Below are 16,541 nucleotides of genomic sequence, written 5' to 3' on the forward strand. Positions count from 1 at the left end.
CCCACCCAGCGCGGGGCGGCCCAGACCGGGGCAATCGCTTACCGACGCTTCCGTGTTGACGGTCCAGGCGCTTACGGGGTACTCCCCTCCAAGCTCGTCCAACAATACACCACCCTGTGCACCGCGCGAGTCACGGCTACACAGCGAACGGGTCCTCGTCAGCGTCAAGGTTCAGGCGGAGCTCGATAGCGGAAGCAACCTCGCGCGCCACATCCACTCCACACTCGGCTGCGACGAATGCCGCCGCCATATCCGTCCCGGCCGACACTCCGGAAGACGTCCACCGATCGCGGTCATGCACCCACCGGGCAGATTTGCGCCAGTCGATGTCGCACCCGAAGCCAGTGGCCCATGCAAATGCCCGCTTGTTACTGGTTGCCGCATATCCCTCAAGGAGTCCCGCTGCGGCGAGCAGGGCCGAGCCCGTACACACCGACATGAGCACGCTCGCGCCATTCGCCATCGAGGTGAGACTTCGAAGAAATTCTTCGTCATGGGCAAGCGTTCGCGTCCCGAGCCCTCCGGGGATAAGGAGCACGTCGCCGCTTTTCTGCGCGTAGGAGCCATCGACCTCGAATCGCACACCCTGGGACGCGCCCACCGGTCTCCCATCCGGCGAGAGTAGCTCGGTGTCCCACCCTTCAACCTTGGACAATATCTCCAACGGCCCGGCCACATCGAGTAGTTCGAATTCCTCAAACAGGACGATCGAGAATCTCCTCGAGCTACGGTGCGACATCTAGAACGCCCCGCCAGTCGGGTTGTAGGTCGCCTCCACCGTGCGGGTGTCGTCGCCCGATGCGTCTGGGGCGTCGCTTGGCGACGGCGCGTCGTCGTCAAGCGACTGCTCCTTGGGTGCCTCCGCGGGGTCCGCGCCCTTGATCATCCAAATGATGGTCTCCAGTTCCTCGGGCTTGACCAACACTTCGCGGGCCTTCGAGCCCTCGGACGGGCCAACGACGCCGCGGGACTCCATGAGGTCCATGAGGCGGCCCGCCTTGGCAAAGCCGATGCGCAGCTTGCGCTGCAGCATCGACGTCGAGCCGAGCTGGGAGGTGACAACCAGCTCGACGGCCTCGAGCAGGTCGTCGAGGTCCTTTCCAATGTCGTCGTCGATGACCTTCTTCTCTGCCTGCTTCTCCTCGGTGACACCCTCGACGTAGTCGGGCTCGTCCTGGGACTTCGCGGCGTCGACCACTGCCTGAATTTCCTCGTCGGTGACGAAGGCGCCCTGCATGCGTTGCGGCTTGCCGGCACCCTGCGGGATAAACAGGCCGTCGCCCATACCGATGAGCTTCTCGGCGCCGCCCTGGTCCAGGATGACGCGGGAGTCAGTCAGCGAGGAGGTGGCGAACGCGAGGCGCGAAGGCACGTTGGTCTTGATCAGGCCGGTGACGACGTCCACGGACGGACGCTGCGTTGCCAGCACGAGGTGAATGCCTGCCGCACGCGCCTTCTGCGTGATGCGCACGATCGACTCCTCGATCTCCTTCGGCGCGGTCATCATCAGGTCGGCGAGCTCATCGACCACGCACACGATGAACGGGTACGGGCGCATCTCGCGCTCCGAGCCGGGTGGTGCCTGGATGTCGCCGCTGCGGACCTTCCGGTTGAAGTCCTTGATGTGGCGCACGCGCGCCTGCTTCATGTCCAGGTAACGCTGCTCCATCTCCTCGACCAGCCACTGGAGCGCCGCCGCGGCCTTCTTCGGCTGCGTGATGATCGGGGTGATCAGGTGCGGGATGCCCTCGTAAGGAGTCAGCTCGACCATCTTGGGATCCACGAGGATCAGGCGGACGTCCTCCGGGGTCGCGCGAGTCAACAGCGAGACCAGCATGGAGTTGACGAAGGCGGACTTACCGGAACCGGTCGAGCCGGCCACCAGCAGGTGCGGCATCTTCTGCACCGAGGACGCGATGAAGTCGCCCTCGATGTCCTTGCCCAGGCCGATAAGCATCGGGTCCTCGTCGGTGGCCACCTTCGGCGCGTCGAGCACGTCGCGCAGTCGGACCATCTCGCGGTCGCGGTTCGGCACCTCGATGCCCACGGCGGACTTGCCCGGGATCGGGGTGAGGAGGCGTACGTTGTCCGTGGCCACGGCGTACGCAAGGTTGGACTGCAGGTTGGTAATCTTTGACACCTTCACGCCTGGGCCGAGCTCGACCTCGTAGCGCGTCACTGTCGGGCCGCGCGAAAATCCGGTGACCTGGGCGTTGACCTTGAACTCCTCGAAGACGTCAGTAATCGCCTCGATCATGCGGTCATTCGCCTCGGTCCGCGTCTTCGGAGCGCTGCCCTGGATGAGCAAGTCTGTCGACGGCAGCGCGTAGTCCGAGTTGCGCTGAATCTTGCGCGCACGCTGCTGCGCCGGGTCGACGCTTGCTGCCTCCACCTCGGACTTCGGGGTTGAGGCCGGAACCGCGGACGCGTCGACACCGGAGCGAGCGACGATCGCCTTGCGCACGGCTTCGCGGGAGCTGCTCACTGCGTCACCGGCTGCCTCAGCGGCGGCACCCGCCACGGAAGCGCCCGCGCCAGCAGCAGCGCCCGCCGCCGCAGTGGAACCTGCGGCCCCTGCAGCCTTCGCCGCGCCTGCGGCCCCGGCTGCAGCGCCTGCAACGCCGCCCGCGGCTTCCGCGGTGCGCTTCAGGACCTTGGTCTCCCCGTCGTCACTGTGTTTGCGTGCGCGGGTGGTGCCGCGCTTCGAAGACGCCGGGGAAGGATCGTCGTGTACCTCGGGCTCGGCAGGAGCGTCGAAGGCCTCCGTGACCGGTTCGCCGAAGTCGTCCACCCGCTGTCGGTCGAACGCCTCGGTCGGATCGGAGTGCTGCTCGTCCGTCGGGTAGTTGTCCATCGGCGTGCGGCGGCGCGGGCGGGTTCGGCGCAGACGCTCTCGGCGCGCCTCCTCGCGGTCGGACCGGTCAGCGCGGTCAGATCGGGCGGGGCGTTCCCGTCGCTGCGCGGGCCGACGGTTGTAGCGGCGCTCGCGTCCTTCGGCGATGTCGTCCAGGTCCCGTTCGACGTGGCCGTACAAATCGTCGTCCAAGCCGTCAGCGTCCTCATCGTCAACGTCGTCATCGCTTGGGTTTCTGGTGGCGTCGAAAAGCTCGGAAATGCGCGCGACGACGTAGTCGTACGCCTGGCGCACGGTAATACCGGTGGTTTTCAGCGCGCCGTACACGATCACGAGTGCGAGGAGCGGGATCGCAACGTACGAGGAGAAGCCCTTGGCCAAAAGGCCGCCGGTGTATGCGCCGATGACACCTCCGGCGATGCGGCGCGTCTCCCAATCTGCGGGGTTGCCGGCGAAGACGTGGACGAGTCCGAGCATGGCCACCGCGATAATGCCCAGGCCCAGCGAGACCCGGTTGCGGACGTCCCGCGGCGTGCGCACATTGAGCATCAACGCGATGGCGATCCCGACGAGGAGGACCGGCAGGATGAGCGCGCCAGCGCCGATTACCCAGTGGGTCACTGTGGCGATGAGCTCGCCGATCGGACCGGCAATGTCCAGCCACACCGATGCACCGATGACCGCAGCAAGGCCGATAAGGAGTAGCCCCCACGCATCCGCGTGCTCGGCTATGCTGTCACGACCGCGCCGCGGGAGGCCCCTGCCGTCGTCGCCGAGTTCGGCCTGCTCGCCACGATCGTCATAATCGTCGTAGTCGTTGTGGTCGGCGTAGTCGTTATGGTCGTCGCCGCGGCGGGCGGATCGCTTTGCGCTCCTCGTACGGGTGCGTTGTTGCACGTGCTCCTCTTCATCATCAAACGGGTCAAAGCTGTCGTCGAGTTCTTCGTCGGTGGCGTACCGGCCACCGCGACCACCGCGACCATCACGGCCACCGCTGACGCGACGGGACAGGCCCCCGAACACGCCCCTCACCCCGCGCGCCGCAGAGCTTGCTGCCGCGCCGATGGAGCGACCGACCACGCTGGTGGCCGAGCCGACGCGCTCGTCGGCAGTTTCCGCGGCCACCATTGATGATGTCGGCGGGTGCGTCAGCGACACGGGGCCATTGCGCCGCGTCGACGACCCGCTCGAGCGGGGACGCGTTGAGCGTGGTGCGGAATTTTTGACAGACATGGCTGTCACTCTAATACCTCGAGTCACATACTTCCCATAGGCAACTCGGGGTGGCGCGGAAAAACCTCGCCGCATCGAGGGGAGCCACTCCCCCATTGGCCCCTTAAGAAACCGACTATCCGACGGACATCTCGTAGCCCTCGAGCAGTTCCTCGTTGTCCACCCGCACCTTTGCCACTGCGGCACGGCCGACGACCCACAGCAGTAGCTCGCTCGGGTCACCGAAGACGCGGACGACACGATCGCCCTGGTCCGAGACACCGGACTTGTCGCCAAGCGTGACGGGCGGCAGGTGCTCCGGCGTGAGAATCACCGGGACCGGCGCCTTGCGCAGCGTCACCTTGCCGTAGCTGGTCGCGGAATTGAGCAGGCGCTCCTGCGCGGCGGCGCTGAGCTCCCTCGGTTGCACATCGGTGCCCTGCGCGCGGCGGACGTCCTCGTGGTGGACAAAGTTTTCGCCCGTGTTCAGCGGCGCAAAAAAGGGCGCGGCGAATTTGCTCGGACCTGCGAGCCAATCCTTGATGTTGTCCTCGTACGGGCGGTTCCTGGCCTTGTCCATCTCCTTGCCCAGCCTCTTGGCCAACGGCGAGAAGAAGTTGCCAAACCCCCACGGAAGGCGGTGTTCACGCACGTACAGGTGCGCAGCAAGGTCGCGGGTGGTCCAGCCATCGAGCAGCGTCGGAGCGTCTGGACCCAACTGCAGAAGGAGGGCACCAAGATTTTCACGTTCACGAGAAGCTAACGACATGGTGCCCACCCTAGCGTTCTTTTAGCTCGCAGAACTAGAGAGCCGGTGCTCGAGGCTGGCGAACGCCTGAATGATGGGAGTAAACGGTGCGATCTTGGCGTCAGCGGTAACGAGTTTGCCGCCCTTGGCCCAGCCCAAGTCGGTCACCTGCTGGCCGTCGACGTAGCAGGACCCCACACCACCTTTGAAGTTCATGGAGCACAGCATCTGGTCCGCATCAAAGTCACCGATGACGCGCACTCCCCGGACCTCGCTGTTGCGGAAATTCGGGTCCCCGAACTTGATCACGTCGTACATCCTCCAGGCCGAGCCATACCCCGGCTCGTGCGGCGCCTCGGTGCCTTCAGGCAGCGGGTGTCCGCCGGTCCAGTCGGTGTCGTCGTCTGTGTCGTCAGCGTGGGCAGCGGGCGCGAACAGAATTGTGGCGGCGATCATTACAGCGGTGGTCTTTGTGAAGGTCGTCATAGACCATTTTTTATACACACCTGTCAGGAACGCCGCAACCCCCTCGGTCCGAACTTGCAGGCCGAGGGGGTTGGCGTCGCTAAGCGAATTGCGGCTACAGCGACTCGCGGGTGAGCTCGATGTCGTCGTCCTCAACCGGCAGGTTATCCGCGGCCATCGGCACAACGGTCGGCAGAATGACCGGCTCGCGCTTGTACTTCTGCTCAATCGCGCGGGAGACCTTGCGACGCAGCTGCTGCACCATACGGTACGGGTCGTTCTCGCCCTCTGCGGCGAGGTCGCCCATCACGCCCTCGACACGCTCGACGAGCTTCTTGTTGAAGTCGCGGTCGTCGTCGGAGAAACCGGTGGTGGACACGCGCGGGGCCTCCAGCAGCTGACCGGTGCGGTCATCGATTACACAGGTGATGGACACAACGCCGCCGGATGCGAGCGAGCTGCGGTCTGCCAGCACGTCCGGGTCGACGTCGCCCATGGTCTCGCCGTCAACGTAGAGCTGACCGACCTGGTACTGGCCGACCACCTTGATCTTGCCGGCGTGCATGTCCACCACCACGCCGTTCTGCGCGAGCGCGGTGTGCTCCGGTCGGACGCCGGTGGAGATCGCGAGCTCCTTGTTTGCGCGCATGTGGCGCCACTCGCCGTGTACCGGCATCGCGTTCTTCGGCCGCGCCGCATTGTAGAGCTGCAGGAGCTCACCGGCGTAGCCGTGACCGGACGCGTGGACGTGCGCCTCGCTGTTGGTGATCACCTTCGCGCCAATCTGCGCAAGGTTGTTGATCACGGCAAATACGGCTTCCTCGTTGCCCGGGATCAGAGAGGAGGACAGGATGATCGTGTCGCCGTCGCGGACCGTGATCTGACGGTGCTCGCGGCGCGACATGCGCGACAGCGCAGCCATCGGCTCGCCCTGCGTGCCGGTGGTGATGAGCACCGTCTTGTGCGGCGCCATCTTGGCGGCCTCTTCGATCGGGATGATGGTCCCCTTCGGGGCCTTGAGCAGGCTCATCTTCTCCGCGATCTCCATGTTGCGCAGCATGGAGCGGCCGTTGAACGCGACCTTGCGGTTGTTCGCCACGGCGGCGTTGACCGCCATCTGCACGCGCGACACGTTGGACGCGAAGGACGCGATGACCACGCGCTGTTTCGCCTGCGCAACGAGGCGGGTCAGGGTGTCCTCGATGCCGGCCTCCGAAGCGGAGATACCCGGGATCGTGGCGTTGGTGGAGTCGCAGAGGAAGAGGTCCACGCCTTCGTCGCCAAGCCTCGACAGCGCGGGGATGTCGGTGGGCTTGCCGTCGTACGGGGTCTGGTCCACCTTGACGTCGCCGGTCATGACGACGTGGCCGGCGCCGGTCTTGATGGACACGCCCAGGCACTCCGGGATGGAGTGGCCGACGTGCCAGAAACGCAGGCGGAACTGGCCGAGGGTCACCTCGGAGTCCTTGTTCACCTCGTGCAGCTTCGGGCGCTGGCGGTGCTCCTTCGTCTTCGCGGCGATGAGCGCGTTGGTAAATCGCGAGGAGTAGATCGGGATGTCCGGGCGCAGCTTGAGCAGCCACGGGATGGCGCCGATGTGGTCCTCGTGCCCGTGCGTGACCACGAGGCCCTCGACCTTGTCCAGCTTGTTTTCGATGGGGCCGAAGTCCGGCAGGACAAGGTCCACACCCGGTTCGCCGGAATTGGGGAAGAGCACGCCACAGTCCACGATGAGCAGCTTGCCGTTGTACTCAAAGACCGTCATGTTGCGGCCGATCTCAGAAATGCCGCCAAGCGCGTAGATGCGCAGCGTGTCCTTCGCCGGCTTCGGCGGGGCGGGCAGGCGCTTCGTCAGATCCGCGCCCTGCATGGACTTCACCGGGTTGCGGCGGCCACCGCCACCGCCGCCACCGCGGCCGCGACGGCGCCTGCCGCGGCCGTTGCCGCCACGGCCGTTGCCCTGGTTGCCATTGCCGTTGCCATTGCCGCCGTTCTTGGCGTGGCCACCGTTGCGACCACCGCCGTTCTTGCCGTTGCCGCTTCCGTGGTCGGCGTCGTTGTGACCGTCGCCGTGGGACTCGTTGTTGGGGGTCTGCTGGGACGGCGCCTTGAACGCGGGCTGCTGCTCAGCAGGCTCCGGCGGGCCCGCCTTGCGGGTCACCTTGCGGGAGCGATTACGGGGTTCGTTCATACTTAGAGAACTCCAGCCTTTTCCATATCTTCACGGAGCGCCTCAAGCTGCGCCTGGGTTGCGTCAACCACCGGCAGGCGCGGCGCCCCTACGTTGATGCCCTGCAGTCGCAGGGCTGCCTTTGCAAATGTTGCACCGCCGAGCGCTGCTTGCTGTCGAGCAAGCACGGTCAGGGTGTTGGCGTTGATTTCCCGCGCGCGGGCGAGGTCGCCTTCCTCGAAGCTTGTCACCATGTCACGCATTGCCTGCGGAGCCGCGTGCGCCACGACGGAGATCATTCCGGTCGCGCCAACGGACAGCCAGGGCAGGTTGAGCGGGTCGTCCCCGGAGTACCAGGCCAGGCCCGTGCTCTGAATGAGCGGAGCGGCCTCAAAGAAGTTGCCTTTCGCGTCCTTTACCGCCTGCACTGTCTCGAGTTCAGCCAGCTTAGCAATGGTCTCCCCAGCAATGGGGATTCCGGAGCGGCCGGGAATGTCGTACAGGCAGATCGGCAGGTCGGTCGCTTTGGCCACGGCGGTGAAGTGGGCCTTTACGCCTGCTTGGGAGGGCTTGGAGTAGTACGGGGTGACTACCAGCAGTGCGTCCGCCCCGGCATCGCGCGAGGCCTGCGCCAGCGCGATCGAGGTTTTCGTGTTGTTTGTGCCGGCTCCCGCAATCAGCGTTGCGGAGTCACCCACCTCTTCCTTGACCGCCTTGAGCAGGGCCAGCTTTTCCTCCACCGTGGTGGTCGGGGATTCGCCGGTTGTGCCTGCGAGGACAAGCGAGTCGATTCCATGATCTACAAGGTGGGCTGCCAACTTTCGGCCTGCATCACAGTCAAGTTCTCCGTTGGAATCAAACGGCGTGACCATTGCGACGCAGACGGTGCCAAAGACTTCTGCACCGAGGTTAGCTTTCATAGATGTGCCCATGAGCACACAGACTACCCTCTTCGTTAACGCAAGTGCTTATCGACGCCCCTCTGCAACCCCGCCCCTACCGCACGTAGGGGCTGGTGGCCATCCGCGTGCCGTCGGCAAGCTCACTGATCAAAAAGTCACTGAACAACACTGGTGCCTGGCCGCGCAGCAGCTCCAGGCACTCGACGGCGAGCGTGCGGATCTCCACGTCTGCATGCTCGGACGCCCGTGAGGCGATGAACCCGCGCCACGCGCGGTAGTTTCCGGTGACGACGAACCTGGTTTCGGTCGCGTTGGGCAGGATCGCGCGCGCGGCTTGGCGGGCCTTCTTCTTGCGCAGCAACGCGTTCGGCTCCGAGGCCATGTTTTCTTCCAGGGCCTGCAGCAGCTCGTCGTATACAAAGCGTGAGTCGTCCACCGCGCGCAGGAACATGCGCGAAAGTTCCTCGTCGTCCGCGATGATGTCGGGGACGACAACCTCGTTGTCGTCGCTGTGCACGAAGCGCTGCGACAGCTGGGAGAAAGAGAAGTGCCGGTGGCGGAGCAGCTCGTTGCCCGCCGCGCGCGACAGTCCGCGGATGTACAGGGTCGCGGTGGCGTGTTCGAGCAGCGCGTCGTGCCCGACGTCTAGGATGTGGTGCAGGTAGGCGTCGTTCGCCGCCGTGTGCGGGTTGGGCCGGTCAAAGGTCTCGTAGCAGGCCCGGCCCGCGAATTCTACGAGCGATTCCGCGTCGGTGGCCGTGGGGTCGGCCTCCCACGCCACACCCGCGGGGGCGCGGAACTGGGAGGCAGCGATGAGTTGGACGTCCAGGTGCGAGGAAACGGCCATGTCGCTACAGCCCCAGGTAGTCGTCCAGACCGATGGTCAGACCGGGACGGTCTGCGACGCCACGCACGCCGGTAAGCACGCCAGGCACGAAGGATTCGCGCCCGTAGGAGTCCTGGCGGATGGTCAGCGACTGATCGGTCGTGCCGAAAATGACTTCCTCGTGCGCGACCATGCCCTGCATGCGCACCGCGTGGACCTTCACGCCATCGACGTCGGCGCCGCGGGCACCGTCGAGCTGTTGCTCGGTGGCGTCCGGCATGGCACCCAGACCGGCGTCGCGGCGGGCATCGGCAATGCCCTGCGCCGTCTTCAGCGCAGTGCCGGACGGCGCGTCGAGTTTGTTCGGGTGGTGCAGCTCGACGACCTCGGCCGAATCGAAGAACCGGGCCGCCTGTCGAGCGAACGCCATGGTCAGCACCGCGGAAATTGCAAAGTTGGGCGCAACGAGCACGCCCACCTCCGGGTTGTCGGCGCACCAGGCGCGGACCTGGTCGTACCGGGCTTCATCGAACCCGGTCGTGCCCACCACGCAGTGGATGCCGTGAGTGATGCAGTACTCCAGGTTGTCCATCACGGACGCAGGCGTGGTGAAGTCCACGATGACCTCCGCGCCACGCTCGGCGAGGACCTCGAGCGAGTCGCCGCTGCCGACCTCTGCAACCAGCTCCAGGTCCTCAGCCTTGTTCACGCCGGCCACCACAGCGGTACCCACGCGCCCCTTCGCTCCGAGCACTCCGACCTTGATCACCTTGTCCGCCATGCTGGCCTCCTCGTTTCCGCTTGCATTGTTCCCTCGCAACTCTAGCCCGCGCGGCCAAGCCCGGGCACACTGGCGGGTATGCGTATTTCAGTCCTTGCTCGCTGTGTTCAGGACCAGCAGCGCGCGCTCGAGTTCTACCGCGACGGCCTGCCCTTTACCCGGTTCAACGTGGATGATGTCGCCGCCGATGGGCGAGGTCAAAGCCGCAGTGTTCGACGACCAGAACGGCCACTACATCCAGCTCGTCGAGGGCGCGTAGCAATTCGCTTCTCGACGCCCACACCCTCCCCTTCCCCATATACTGGCACCATGCAACAGTCACGTCAGCACCACGCGCCCCATGTCTCCCACGCCGCCGCAGTCGCCAGCGCCGCCCTCGCCTGCACTCTCGCGCTGACCGCCTGCTCGCCGGAGTCATCCGATGAGGCTCCCACCCCCTCGAGCGCAGCCACTCCGACGTCTGCGGCGGAGGTTGCTTCCAGCGAACGCCCGGAGGGGGACGCGGGGGCGTCGGTAAGCGCTGTGCCTGAGACGCAGCCTGAAACTCGGGCTGAGACTCGGGCGCAAAAGCTGTCCGCGGCGAGCGATGGCGGGCAGTTCAGCACGGAGCAAGTCCGGGTCACGCAGCCGCAGCCGGCTGACTTACAACTGCAGGATGTGCGCGCGGGCTCCCACGGCGATATTGACCGCGTCGTCTTTGAGTACGCGGGGACGGGCTTGCCGAGCTACGTGGCGGGGTACGTCGATACGCCGCGGCAACAGGCCTCTGGGAACGTGATGGAGGTGCCGGGCGCGGCGCACCTCGAAGTGAATGTGCAGGGCACGGCCGGGGATATGATGCGCACCGACGCGCCGATCACGGTGATGGGGAGTAAGGGCGTCGCGGCGGGCAACATTGCGGACGTGTACCTGGGCTCGATCTTTGAGGCCGATTCCCAGTTCTTTATCGGGTTGGACGGCCAGCGCGAGTACAAGATCTACACGCTTGAGAACCCGACGCGCGTCGTGGTCGATATTGCCCGGTAAGCGGGGCGGGGGCGCTACAGGAAGCAAATACTGGCAGTTATGTCATCGTTTCCTATCATTCGCCTGCCTACACGCTCGGCACGCGGAACCGTCGCGGGCATTGCCGCGACTTCCCTCCTACTCGCCGGTTGCGCCAACGAGGGTGACAGCGGCTCGGAGACCGTTACCATCCAATCGACGACACAGGTCACGGAGGACTCGGATGCGCAGACCCACGATCCCGACGCGAGTGTGGTGGCTACAACCGGCAGGCCCGGCGACAAGGTAGCGCTTGCGCCGCTGACCAAAGCGCTGGTCACACCGTCAGCCGTGGCACCGGTGCACCAGCCCGCCCAGGCGGCCGGCGGAGGCATTCCGGGAAGTGAGTACTGGAACCCGGGCATGCCCGAGGTCCTCCTCCGTGACGTTCGAGCGGCAGAGCACGAGGGGTTCGACCGGCTGGTCTTTGAGTTTTCGGGGGACCCAGAGGTCGTCGAGAAAGCTATGACGTATAAAGATGCCCCGGACCAGCAAGGCACCGGAGACATTGAACCCGTCAAGGGAAATGCGTTCCTTCCAGTTGTGCTGCGACGGGTGGCAGTGGTTGATACACCCGAGGGGCGCCAGTTTGTTGGTCACGGCAGTTTAGGCGTGGCAGCCGGCAACATTCTTGATGTATTCAACTCTGGTGGCACGGAAGGCGATTCGCTCTTCTACGTGGGTCTGGACTCCGAGCGCGACTTCACGTTCCAAATGCTTGAGAACCCGACGCGCGTAGTGCTCGACTTTCCCAAGTAGGCGCAACCCCTCTTCATCCGCGGGCACCCCTCCATCGGGTGCCCGCTTTTGCATGTGCACTGTTGGTAGTCGGGCGAGGGGAGGTCGCCTGAGTTATCTGCAACACACTTTTTCTTGCGAGAGAGCGCTATTACCCCGTATCGTTCTGTATGATCTAGAACAATTCCATGAATCGATCTTCTCGTTGGCGCATACATCGCCAGCTGTGAAAGGCACCCAACAATGTTTGATCCCTACAGACGCCCCACAGTGGCCGTCATCGGCGCCGGCCCTGCTGGCGCTACCGCTGCCGCAGAATGCGCATTCTCCGGCTTTGACACCACCCTCTTTGACAAGCGCGAAGCAATCGGCGGCCACCTGGCGGCGCCCGATGCGGAACCTGTGTCCAAGCGTCTCCACTACCGCACGCCGTACCTCAAGGTGACCAAGGTGGACGGTTCTGCTGCTGCCGCCGCGCGCCACCTCGCCGCGGCAGTGCAGGCGGGCGGCGCGGAATTCCGCCCGCACACCACGGTCACCGGTGCTGCGTTTGATGAAGGCGAAGGCCAGTGGGAGGTGACCTTCATCGATGCACAAGGCGGCGAGCACACTGAGCGCTTTGACATTCTCGTCCGCGCCACCGGCGAGGCATCGCCGTGGATCGCAGTCCCCGGCCGCCCAAACATCTCGGTCGATGACCTCTACCTGCACCACGGCGTGGAAGTTGTCGGTCTGCCGAACGCGCTGTTTGTCGACGGCCCCTACCCCACCGATTCCAGCCTCAAGCGACACCCCTTGGCCGTGCTCGAAGCGCGCGGCGATTACGCCCGCCGCTACGCCCGACAGCTAGAAATCCGCGGGCCCGGTGCGCTGACCGTCAAGCGCGACAAGTGGCTCGTGCAACCTGGCGCCGTTCGCGGCATTCGCTCGAAGCTGTCCGAGTTCGATGCGACCGTCCACGAGTTCAAGCGCGCATCTCACTATGCCGACGACGCCCGCCGAACCGCCCGAGCCACCGCAGCGGCACACTAACCAAGCCCGAAGGAGACACCATGACTACCGTCCACCCGTCGACGAAGAACGAGTCCGCTGCCGACGCGGGGCTCAACGCAGCGCAGGAAGCGGCTCAGGGCCACGTCGCCGAGCCGCAACCCGGCCTGCCCGAGCTCGGCCCGGATTCCATCCTTTGGGATCGTTTTGGCGACTGGCGCTCCGCATTCGTCGCCCTGGCCGCAGGCGTGCTGCAGATCGCGCACCGAGACATCAGCCGTTCCCTGGTCCAGCAATCCAACGTGTTTGATAACGAGGTCGCGCGCCTGGTCCGCTCCGCATTCCCAATCATCCGCGCAGTGTACGAAGGGCCCGAGGTTGGCTCAATGATCCGCGACTTCCACAAGGACATTAAGGGCACCCATCCGGATGGCTCGCGTTACCACTCGCTGAACCCGGAGGTCTACTACTGGGCACACGCGACGTTTGCCGCGATGCCGTACCAGCTTGCCGGCAACTTCATGCCGGATATGACCAAGGCGGAGAAGGATCAGCTCTTCCAGGAGTGTCGCACCTGGTACAGCTTCTACGGTGTCGCCGAACCCGAAAGCGCACCGAAGACGTACGACGAGTATGTCGAATACATGGACCGCATGATCGACGAGCTCGGCCCCAGTGAGACGATCGAGCGCTCCCGCATCATCAATGGTCTGACGCTCGACACACCGGACCCGTCGGTGCCGAAATGGGCGTGGAAGCCGGTTGCCCCCTTCGCCTCCAAGCTCCTCCTCTGGGTGGCTATCGGCATGATCCCCGACAAGCTTCGTGACAAGCTCGGCTGGGAGTGGACCAAGAAAGATGCCCGTCGCCTCAAGCTGCTTTCTACGGGCACACGCGCTGTATTCTCAGTCCTCCCGCGCAAGGCGCGCATGGTACCGATCGCATCCCGCGCGTACGAGAAAGCCGAAGCCGAGGGCGGCTTCCACTACTAACGGCTTCCACCGCGACGAGAGTGCGCCAGGTTTCGTCCCGAGACCCGGCGCTTTCTTTATGCACTGCGCCCCGACGTGAGCATTATCACCATGTATCCGTGTGGTGGCTCAACGTATGGCCGAAGTTCCGCACAGGCGGAAAAACCGGCAGACCAAAAGTTCCGTACAAGTGGAAAAGCCGGGCTCCAAAAGTTCCGCACAAGCGGAAAAACTTGGCCTCCAAAAAATTCCGCACAGACGGAAAACTCGGCCTCAAAAAATTCCGCACAGGCGGAAAAGCTGGGCCCGAAAAATTCCGCACAAGCGGAAAAGCCGGGCCCGAAGAATTCCGCACACGCGGGAAAGCCGGGCCCGAAAAATTCCACACACGCGGAAAAGCTGGGCCCGGTCTTCCCAACCTCGTGTACTCCGTGCGATCAAAAATTCCGCACAGGCGGAATAGCTGGGCCCCAAAAAGTTCCGCACAGGCGGAAAATTCAGAGCCCAGTCAAAACTCTCTGCTCGCCCAATCTACGGAACTGTCAGGCGAACCGACGGCGCATTAAACCCTTGTCCGTAGAGCGTCACCATCTGCATGGTCACGTTGTTCAGCGAAATCTCATTCATTAACATGTCGGGCACTTCTACATTGGGAACGGGACGCTTCTCGGGTACACCGAGCTGATCGAGGACCGAGTTGAGGTCACCGCTGAGATCGACCGTCACTGGGATGGTCGGAAGATCACGCACAGCGGGCGTCGCAGTCAAGCCTGTAGCCACGACTTTCACCGGCCCATTCGTTACTGTCGTATCAACGTTTCCCGTGGTCAGGTTCCCACCACCCATGCCGGGAATCTTAAGACCCAGGTTGTGCCCAACCAGCCGATCGCCGCTCAGCACCAGCGCTCGTTGCTGCTGTCCTCCCACGTTGACATAGTCCAGCGTCGCGTGCACATTACCGGTCAGCGTGACTTTGTCCGCAGTCACAGTACTCGGCGCCGCGGCCGGGGCCAGCCCCGAGGGAATTGCGCTCGTACCTATCGACGCCCCCTCGCCCACCCCCGGAGCCGCCGGGGCCGCAGGGGCCGAACTCTCCGGTGCGGGCTGCGTCGGCGCCGGCAGGCCCGGAACATTGGGGACCGACGGCGCTGGCAATTTCGGAATCTCCGGCAACTGGAGCTCCGGGGCCGGAAGCTTTGGAAGCTCCACCTGCGGGAGCTGCGGCGCTGCGGGGGCCGCCGGTTCCTGCGCAGATACGACCCCAGTGTCGCTGAGCAGCAGTGCGAGGACCGCGCTCGTAGCAGCGACGGCCACGACCGAATTCAGCGTGGAACCTCCGCTCCACTTCGAGCTTCCCCCGCGCTGTTCGGTCTCGGATTCCTCGGGTTCGGACTCATCGAAGGCGTCCTCGGCGAACGGATCGAAGTCCTCCGGCTGCTCCGGTGCGTCGGCAGCCGACGCACGTTTCGTGTGCTTCCCTTTGCGCTTCTTCGCGCTCTTCTCGCCCGGCTCCCAGCCCAGCGCAAGGGCGCCGCCGACAATGCCAAACAGCGCGCCCACAACGAAGCCGCCGAGGTTCGAGGTCGGCAATGAGATCACAGACACGATGATGGCCAGCACACCCAGGTACACCGCGGTGGCGGGCTGCAACCAGCACCCGAGGCCGAACATGAACATCAGCACGCCGATGAGCAGGGTGGATACGCCGGAGACGGTGGAGATCATCACCAGGATGTCGGAGACCTCAACCGTGATGTATGCCGGCGCCGCGATGACGAAGCCGGAGATCATCATGAGCAGGCCCGGAATGAACGGGCGATTCTTCCGCCACTGATTGAAGCGGTGTGCCAGTCCCGGTGTGTCGTGGGTGGCGGTGTCGTGGTCGTCGATAAGCATGTGCTCCTCGTCGCTACTTGAGGCCGCAGGCATTGTCACTCCCCTTCACCACGGTCACACCAACGCCTGACGCGGAGAGGTACTCGGCGCCGATGGACGTAGTGGTGATGTCGTCGGCGCTGAGCGAGACCTTGTTGGAGTGCAGGCCCCAGGTCCCAGGCGCGGCCTGCGCGTTAACCTGCTGGGCGTCGATGCCGACGCTTGCGTCGGTGAGCTGGAGTGCGCCCTTAATGTCGTTGGCACCCACGACGAGGTTGCGGACCTCGACGCTGTTGTCGCCGTTGGCGCGAAGAGCGAGCGTGCCCTCGCCGACCATCGGGAGATCCGGCAGCGTGGCGGAAAGGCACAGGTTGGAAGCGTACGCGTGGCCAAACTTCAGGCGGGCGACCGGAATGGTGTCATCTTCCTTCATCGGCTCACTATCCACAAACAGCGAGAAGTCCTCGCCGTCCAGGTGCGTCATGCTGACCTTGAAAAAGGTGCCCGATAGCGCCAGGTTTGCGGTCAGGCCTCCCTGCGCGACAGCGACGCCAGTGGCCCCGAACGCCAAGAGACCGGTGGTCAGGGCGACCGCGGTCTTCTTCCAGTTGAATTTCCCCATGGGGGCAACCTTTCATCGTTGTGCAACCGTTTTAACCAATGCACCCTCAGGTGCTGCGGGGAGTGCTGAGGTTGGGCCTGAGACTTCCGCCAAAACGACACGCTCTTGTATGAGTTGCCACACATTAACACGGCTGCGGTGGCCCAGACCAAACCGAATCTCATGACGTCCGCCACATACACCCAAAGTTGAAAATACCGGACACCCCCGCGGTCGCACTGCGAACCACTACCCGCACATAAGGTAGGTGCCCACACCAGATCCTCGCCGTCACAGCCCCAGAACGCCCGCAGAACGCCCACGTTTCAGCCGGCGCCTCGACACGGCAAAATCCTTAGGGCCG

At 64.5% G+C, this 16,541-nt stretch carries 14 protein-coding genes; 4 read left to right on the forward strand and 10 right to left on the reverse strand.

Translation table 11 applies throughout. The features are described from left to right. Positions 1–136 precede the first annotated feature (136 nt). The 8 genes from FPH17_RS01355 to dapB all read right to left on the reverse strand — a co-directional run bounded on the left by FPH17_RS01355 (position 137) and on the right by dapB (position 9,958). The gene (locus FPH17_RS01355; protein ID WP_154878390.1) at positions 137–739 is read right to left on the reverse strand and encodes a DJ-1/PfpI family protein; all 603 of its coding nucleotides are present in this window, start codon (positions 737–739) and stop codon (positions 137–139) included. Continuing rightward, positions 740–4,087: an FtsK/SpoIIIE family DNA translocase gene (locus tag FPH17_RS01360; RefSeq protein ID WP_154878391.1), complete on the reverse strand. Its 3,348-nt coding sequence runs from the start codon at positions 4,085–4,087 to the stop codon at positions 740–742. Positions 4,088–4,202: 115 nt separating this feature from the next. Then, on the reverse strand, positions 4,203–4,835 hold the full coding sequence (locus FPH17_RS01365; RefSeq protein ID WP_154878392.1) for a TIGR03085 family metal-binding protein: 633 nt from the start codon (positions 4,833–4,835) through the stop codon (positions 4,203–4,205). Between the two features lie 21 nt (positions 4,836–4,856). After that, positions 4,857–5,300: a hypothetical protein gene (locus FPH17_RS01370; RefSeq protein WP_154878393.1), complete on the reverse strand. Its 444-nt coding sequence runs from the start codon at positions 5,298–5,300 to the stop codon at positions 4,857–4,859. A gap of 94 nt (positions 5,301–5,394) precedes the next feature. Next, complete coding sequence (locus FPH17_RS01375; RefSeq protein WP_095536720.1) at positions 5,395–7,470, reverse strand: ribonuclease J; 2,076 nt, start codon at positions 7,468–7,470, stop codon at positions 5,395–5,397. A 2-nt stretch (positions 7,471–7,472) separates the two neighbouring features. After that, positions 7,473–8,381 (reverse strand): 4-hydroxy-tetrahydrodipicolinate synthase, encoded by a 909-nt coding sequence (dapA, locus tag FPH17_RS01380; protein WP_154878394.1) that lies wholly within the window; start codon positions 8,379–8,381, stop codon positions 7,473–7,475. A gap of 64 nt (positions 8,382–8,445) precedes the next feature. Further along, positions 8,446–9,198 carry an FAD-dependent thymidylate synthase gene (gene thyX, locus FPH17_RS01385; RefSeq protein WP_095545854.1) on the reverse strand — a complete coding sequence of 251 codons (753 nt, stop codon included), beginning with the start codon at positions 9,196–9,198 and terminating at the stop codon, positions 8,446–8,448. 4 nt (positions 9,199–9,202) lie between these two features. Continuing rightward, positions 9,203–9,958 (reverse strand): 4-hydroxy-tetrahydrodipicolinate reductase, encoded by a 756-nt coding sequence (gene dapB / locus FPH17_RS01390; protein ID WP_154878395.1) that lies wholly within the window; start codon positions 9,956–9,958, stop codon positions 9,203–9,205. 309 nt (positions 9,959–10,267) lie between these two features. Between dapB and FPH17_RS01395 the strand changes: the two genes are divergently transcribed. From FPH17_RS01395 to FPH17_RS01410, 4 genes are all read left to right on the forward strand, one after another. Beyond that, positions 10,268–10,984, forward strand: a complete 717-nt coding sequence (locus tag FPH17_RS01395) for an AMIN-like domain-containing (lipo)protein (protein ID WP_154878396.1) — start codon at positions 10,268–10,270, stop codon at positions 10,982–10,984. A gap of 39 nt (positions 10,985–11,023) precedes the next feature. Next, a complete protein-coding gene (locus FPH17_RS01400) occupies positions 11,024–11,761 on the forward strand; it encodes an AMIN-like domain-containing (lipo)protein (protein ID WP_154878397.1) in 738 nt (245 codons plus the stop codon). A gap of 222 nt (positions 11,762–11,983) precedes the next feature. After that, complete coding sequence (locus FPH17_RS01405) at positions 11,984–12,772, forward strand: NAD(P)-binding protein (RefSeq protein ID WP_095536723.1); 789 nt, start codon at positions 11,984–11,986, stop codon at positions 12,770–12,772. Between the two features lie 20 nt (positions 12,773–12,792). Beyond that, entirely contained in the window at positions 12,793–13,722 is a 930-nt protein-coding gene (locus tag FPH17_RS01410) for an oxygenase MpaB family protein (protein WP_095277342.1), read from the forward strand. A gap of 510 nt (positions 13,723–14,232) precedes the next feature. Here FPH17_RS01410 and FPH17_RS01415 read toward each other — a convergent pair. Both FPH17_RS01415 and FPH17_RS01420 read right to left on the reverse strand, forming a co-directional pair. Then, positions 14,233–15,630, reverse strand: coding sequence for a DUF6114 domain-containing protein (locus FPH17_RS01415; protein ID WP_154878398.1), 1,398 nt, complete (start codon positions 15,628–15,630; stop codon positions 14,233–14,235). Then, complete coding sequence (locus FPH17_RS01420) at positions 15,611–16,198, reverse strand: DUF6230 family protein (protein ID WP_095277348.1); 588 nt, start codon at positions 16,196–16,198, stop codon at positions 15,611–15,613. Before FPH17_RS01420 ends, FPH17_RS01415 begins: the two co-directional genes overlap by 20 nt. Between the last annotated feature and the right edge of the window lie 343 nt (positions 16,199–16,541).

This window comes from Corynebacterium gottingense, from assembly GCF_007559235.1.
GTDB classification, from domain to species: domain Bacteria; phylum Actinomycetota; class Actinomycetes; order Mycobacteriales; family Mycobacteriaceae; genus Corynebacterium; species Corynebacterium gottingense.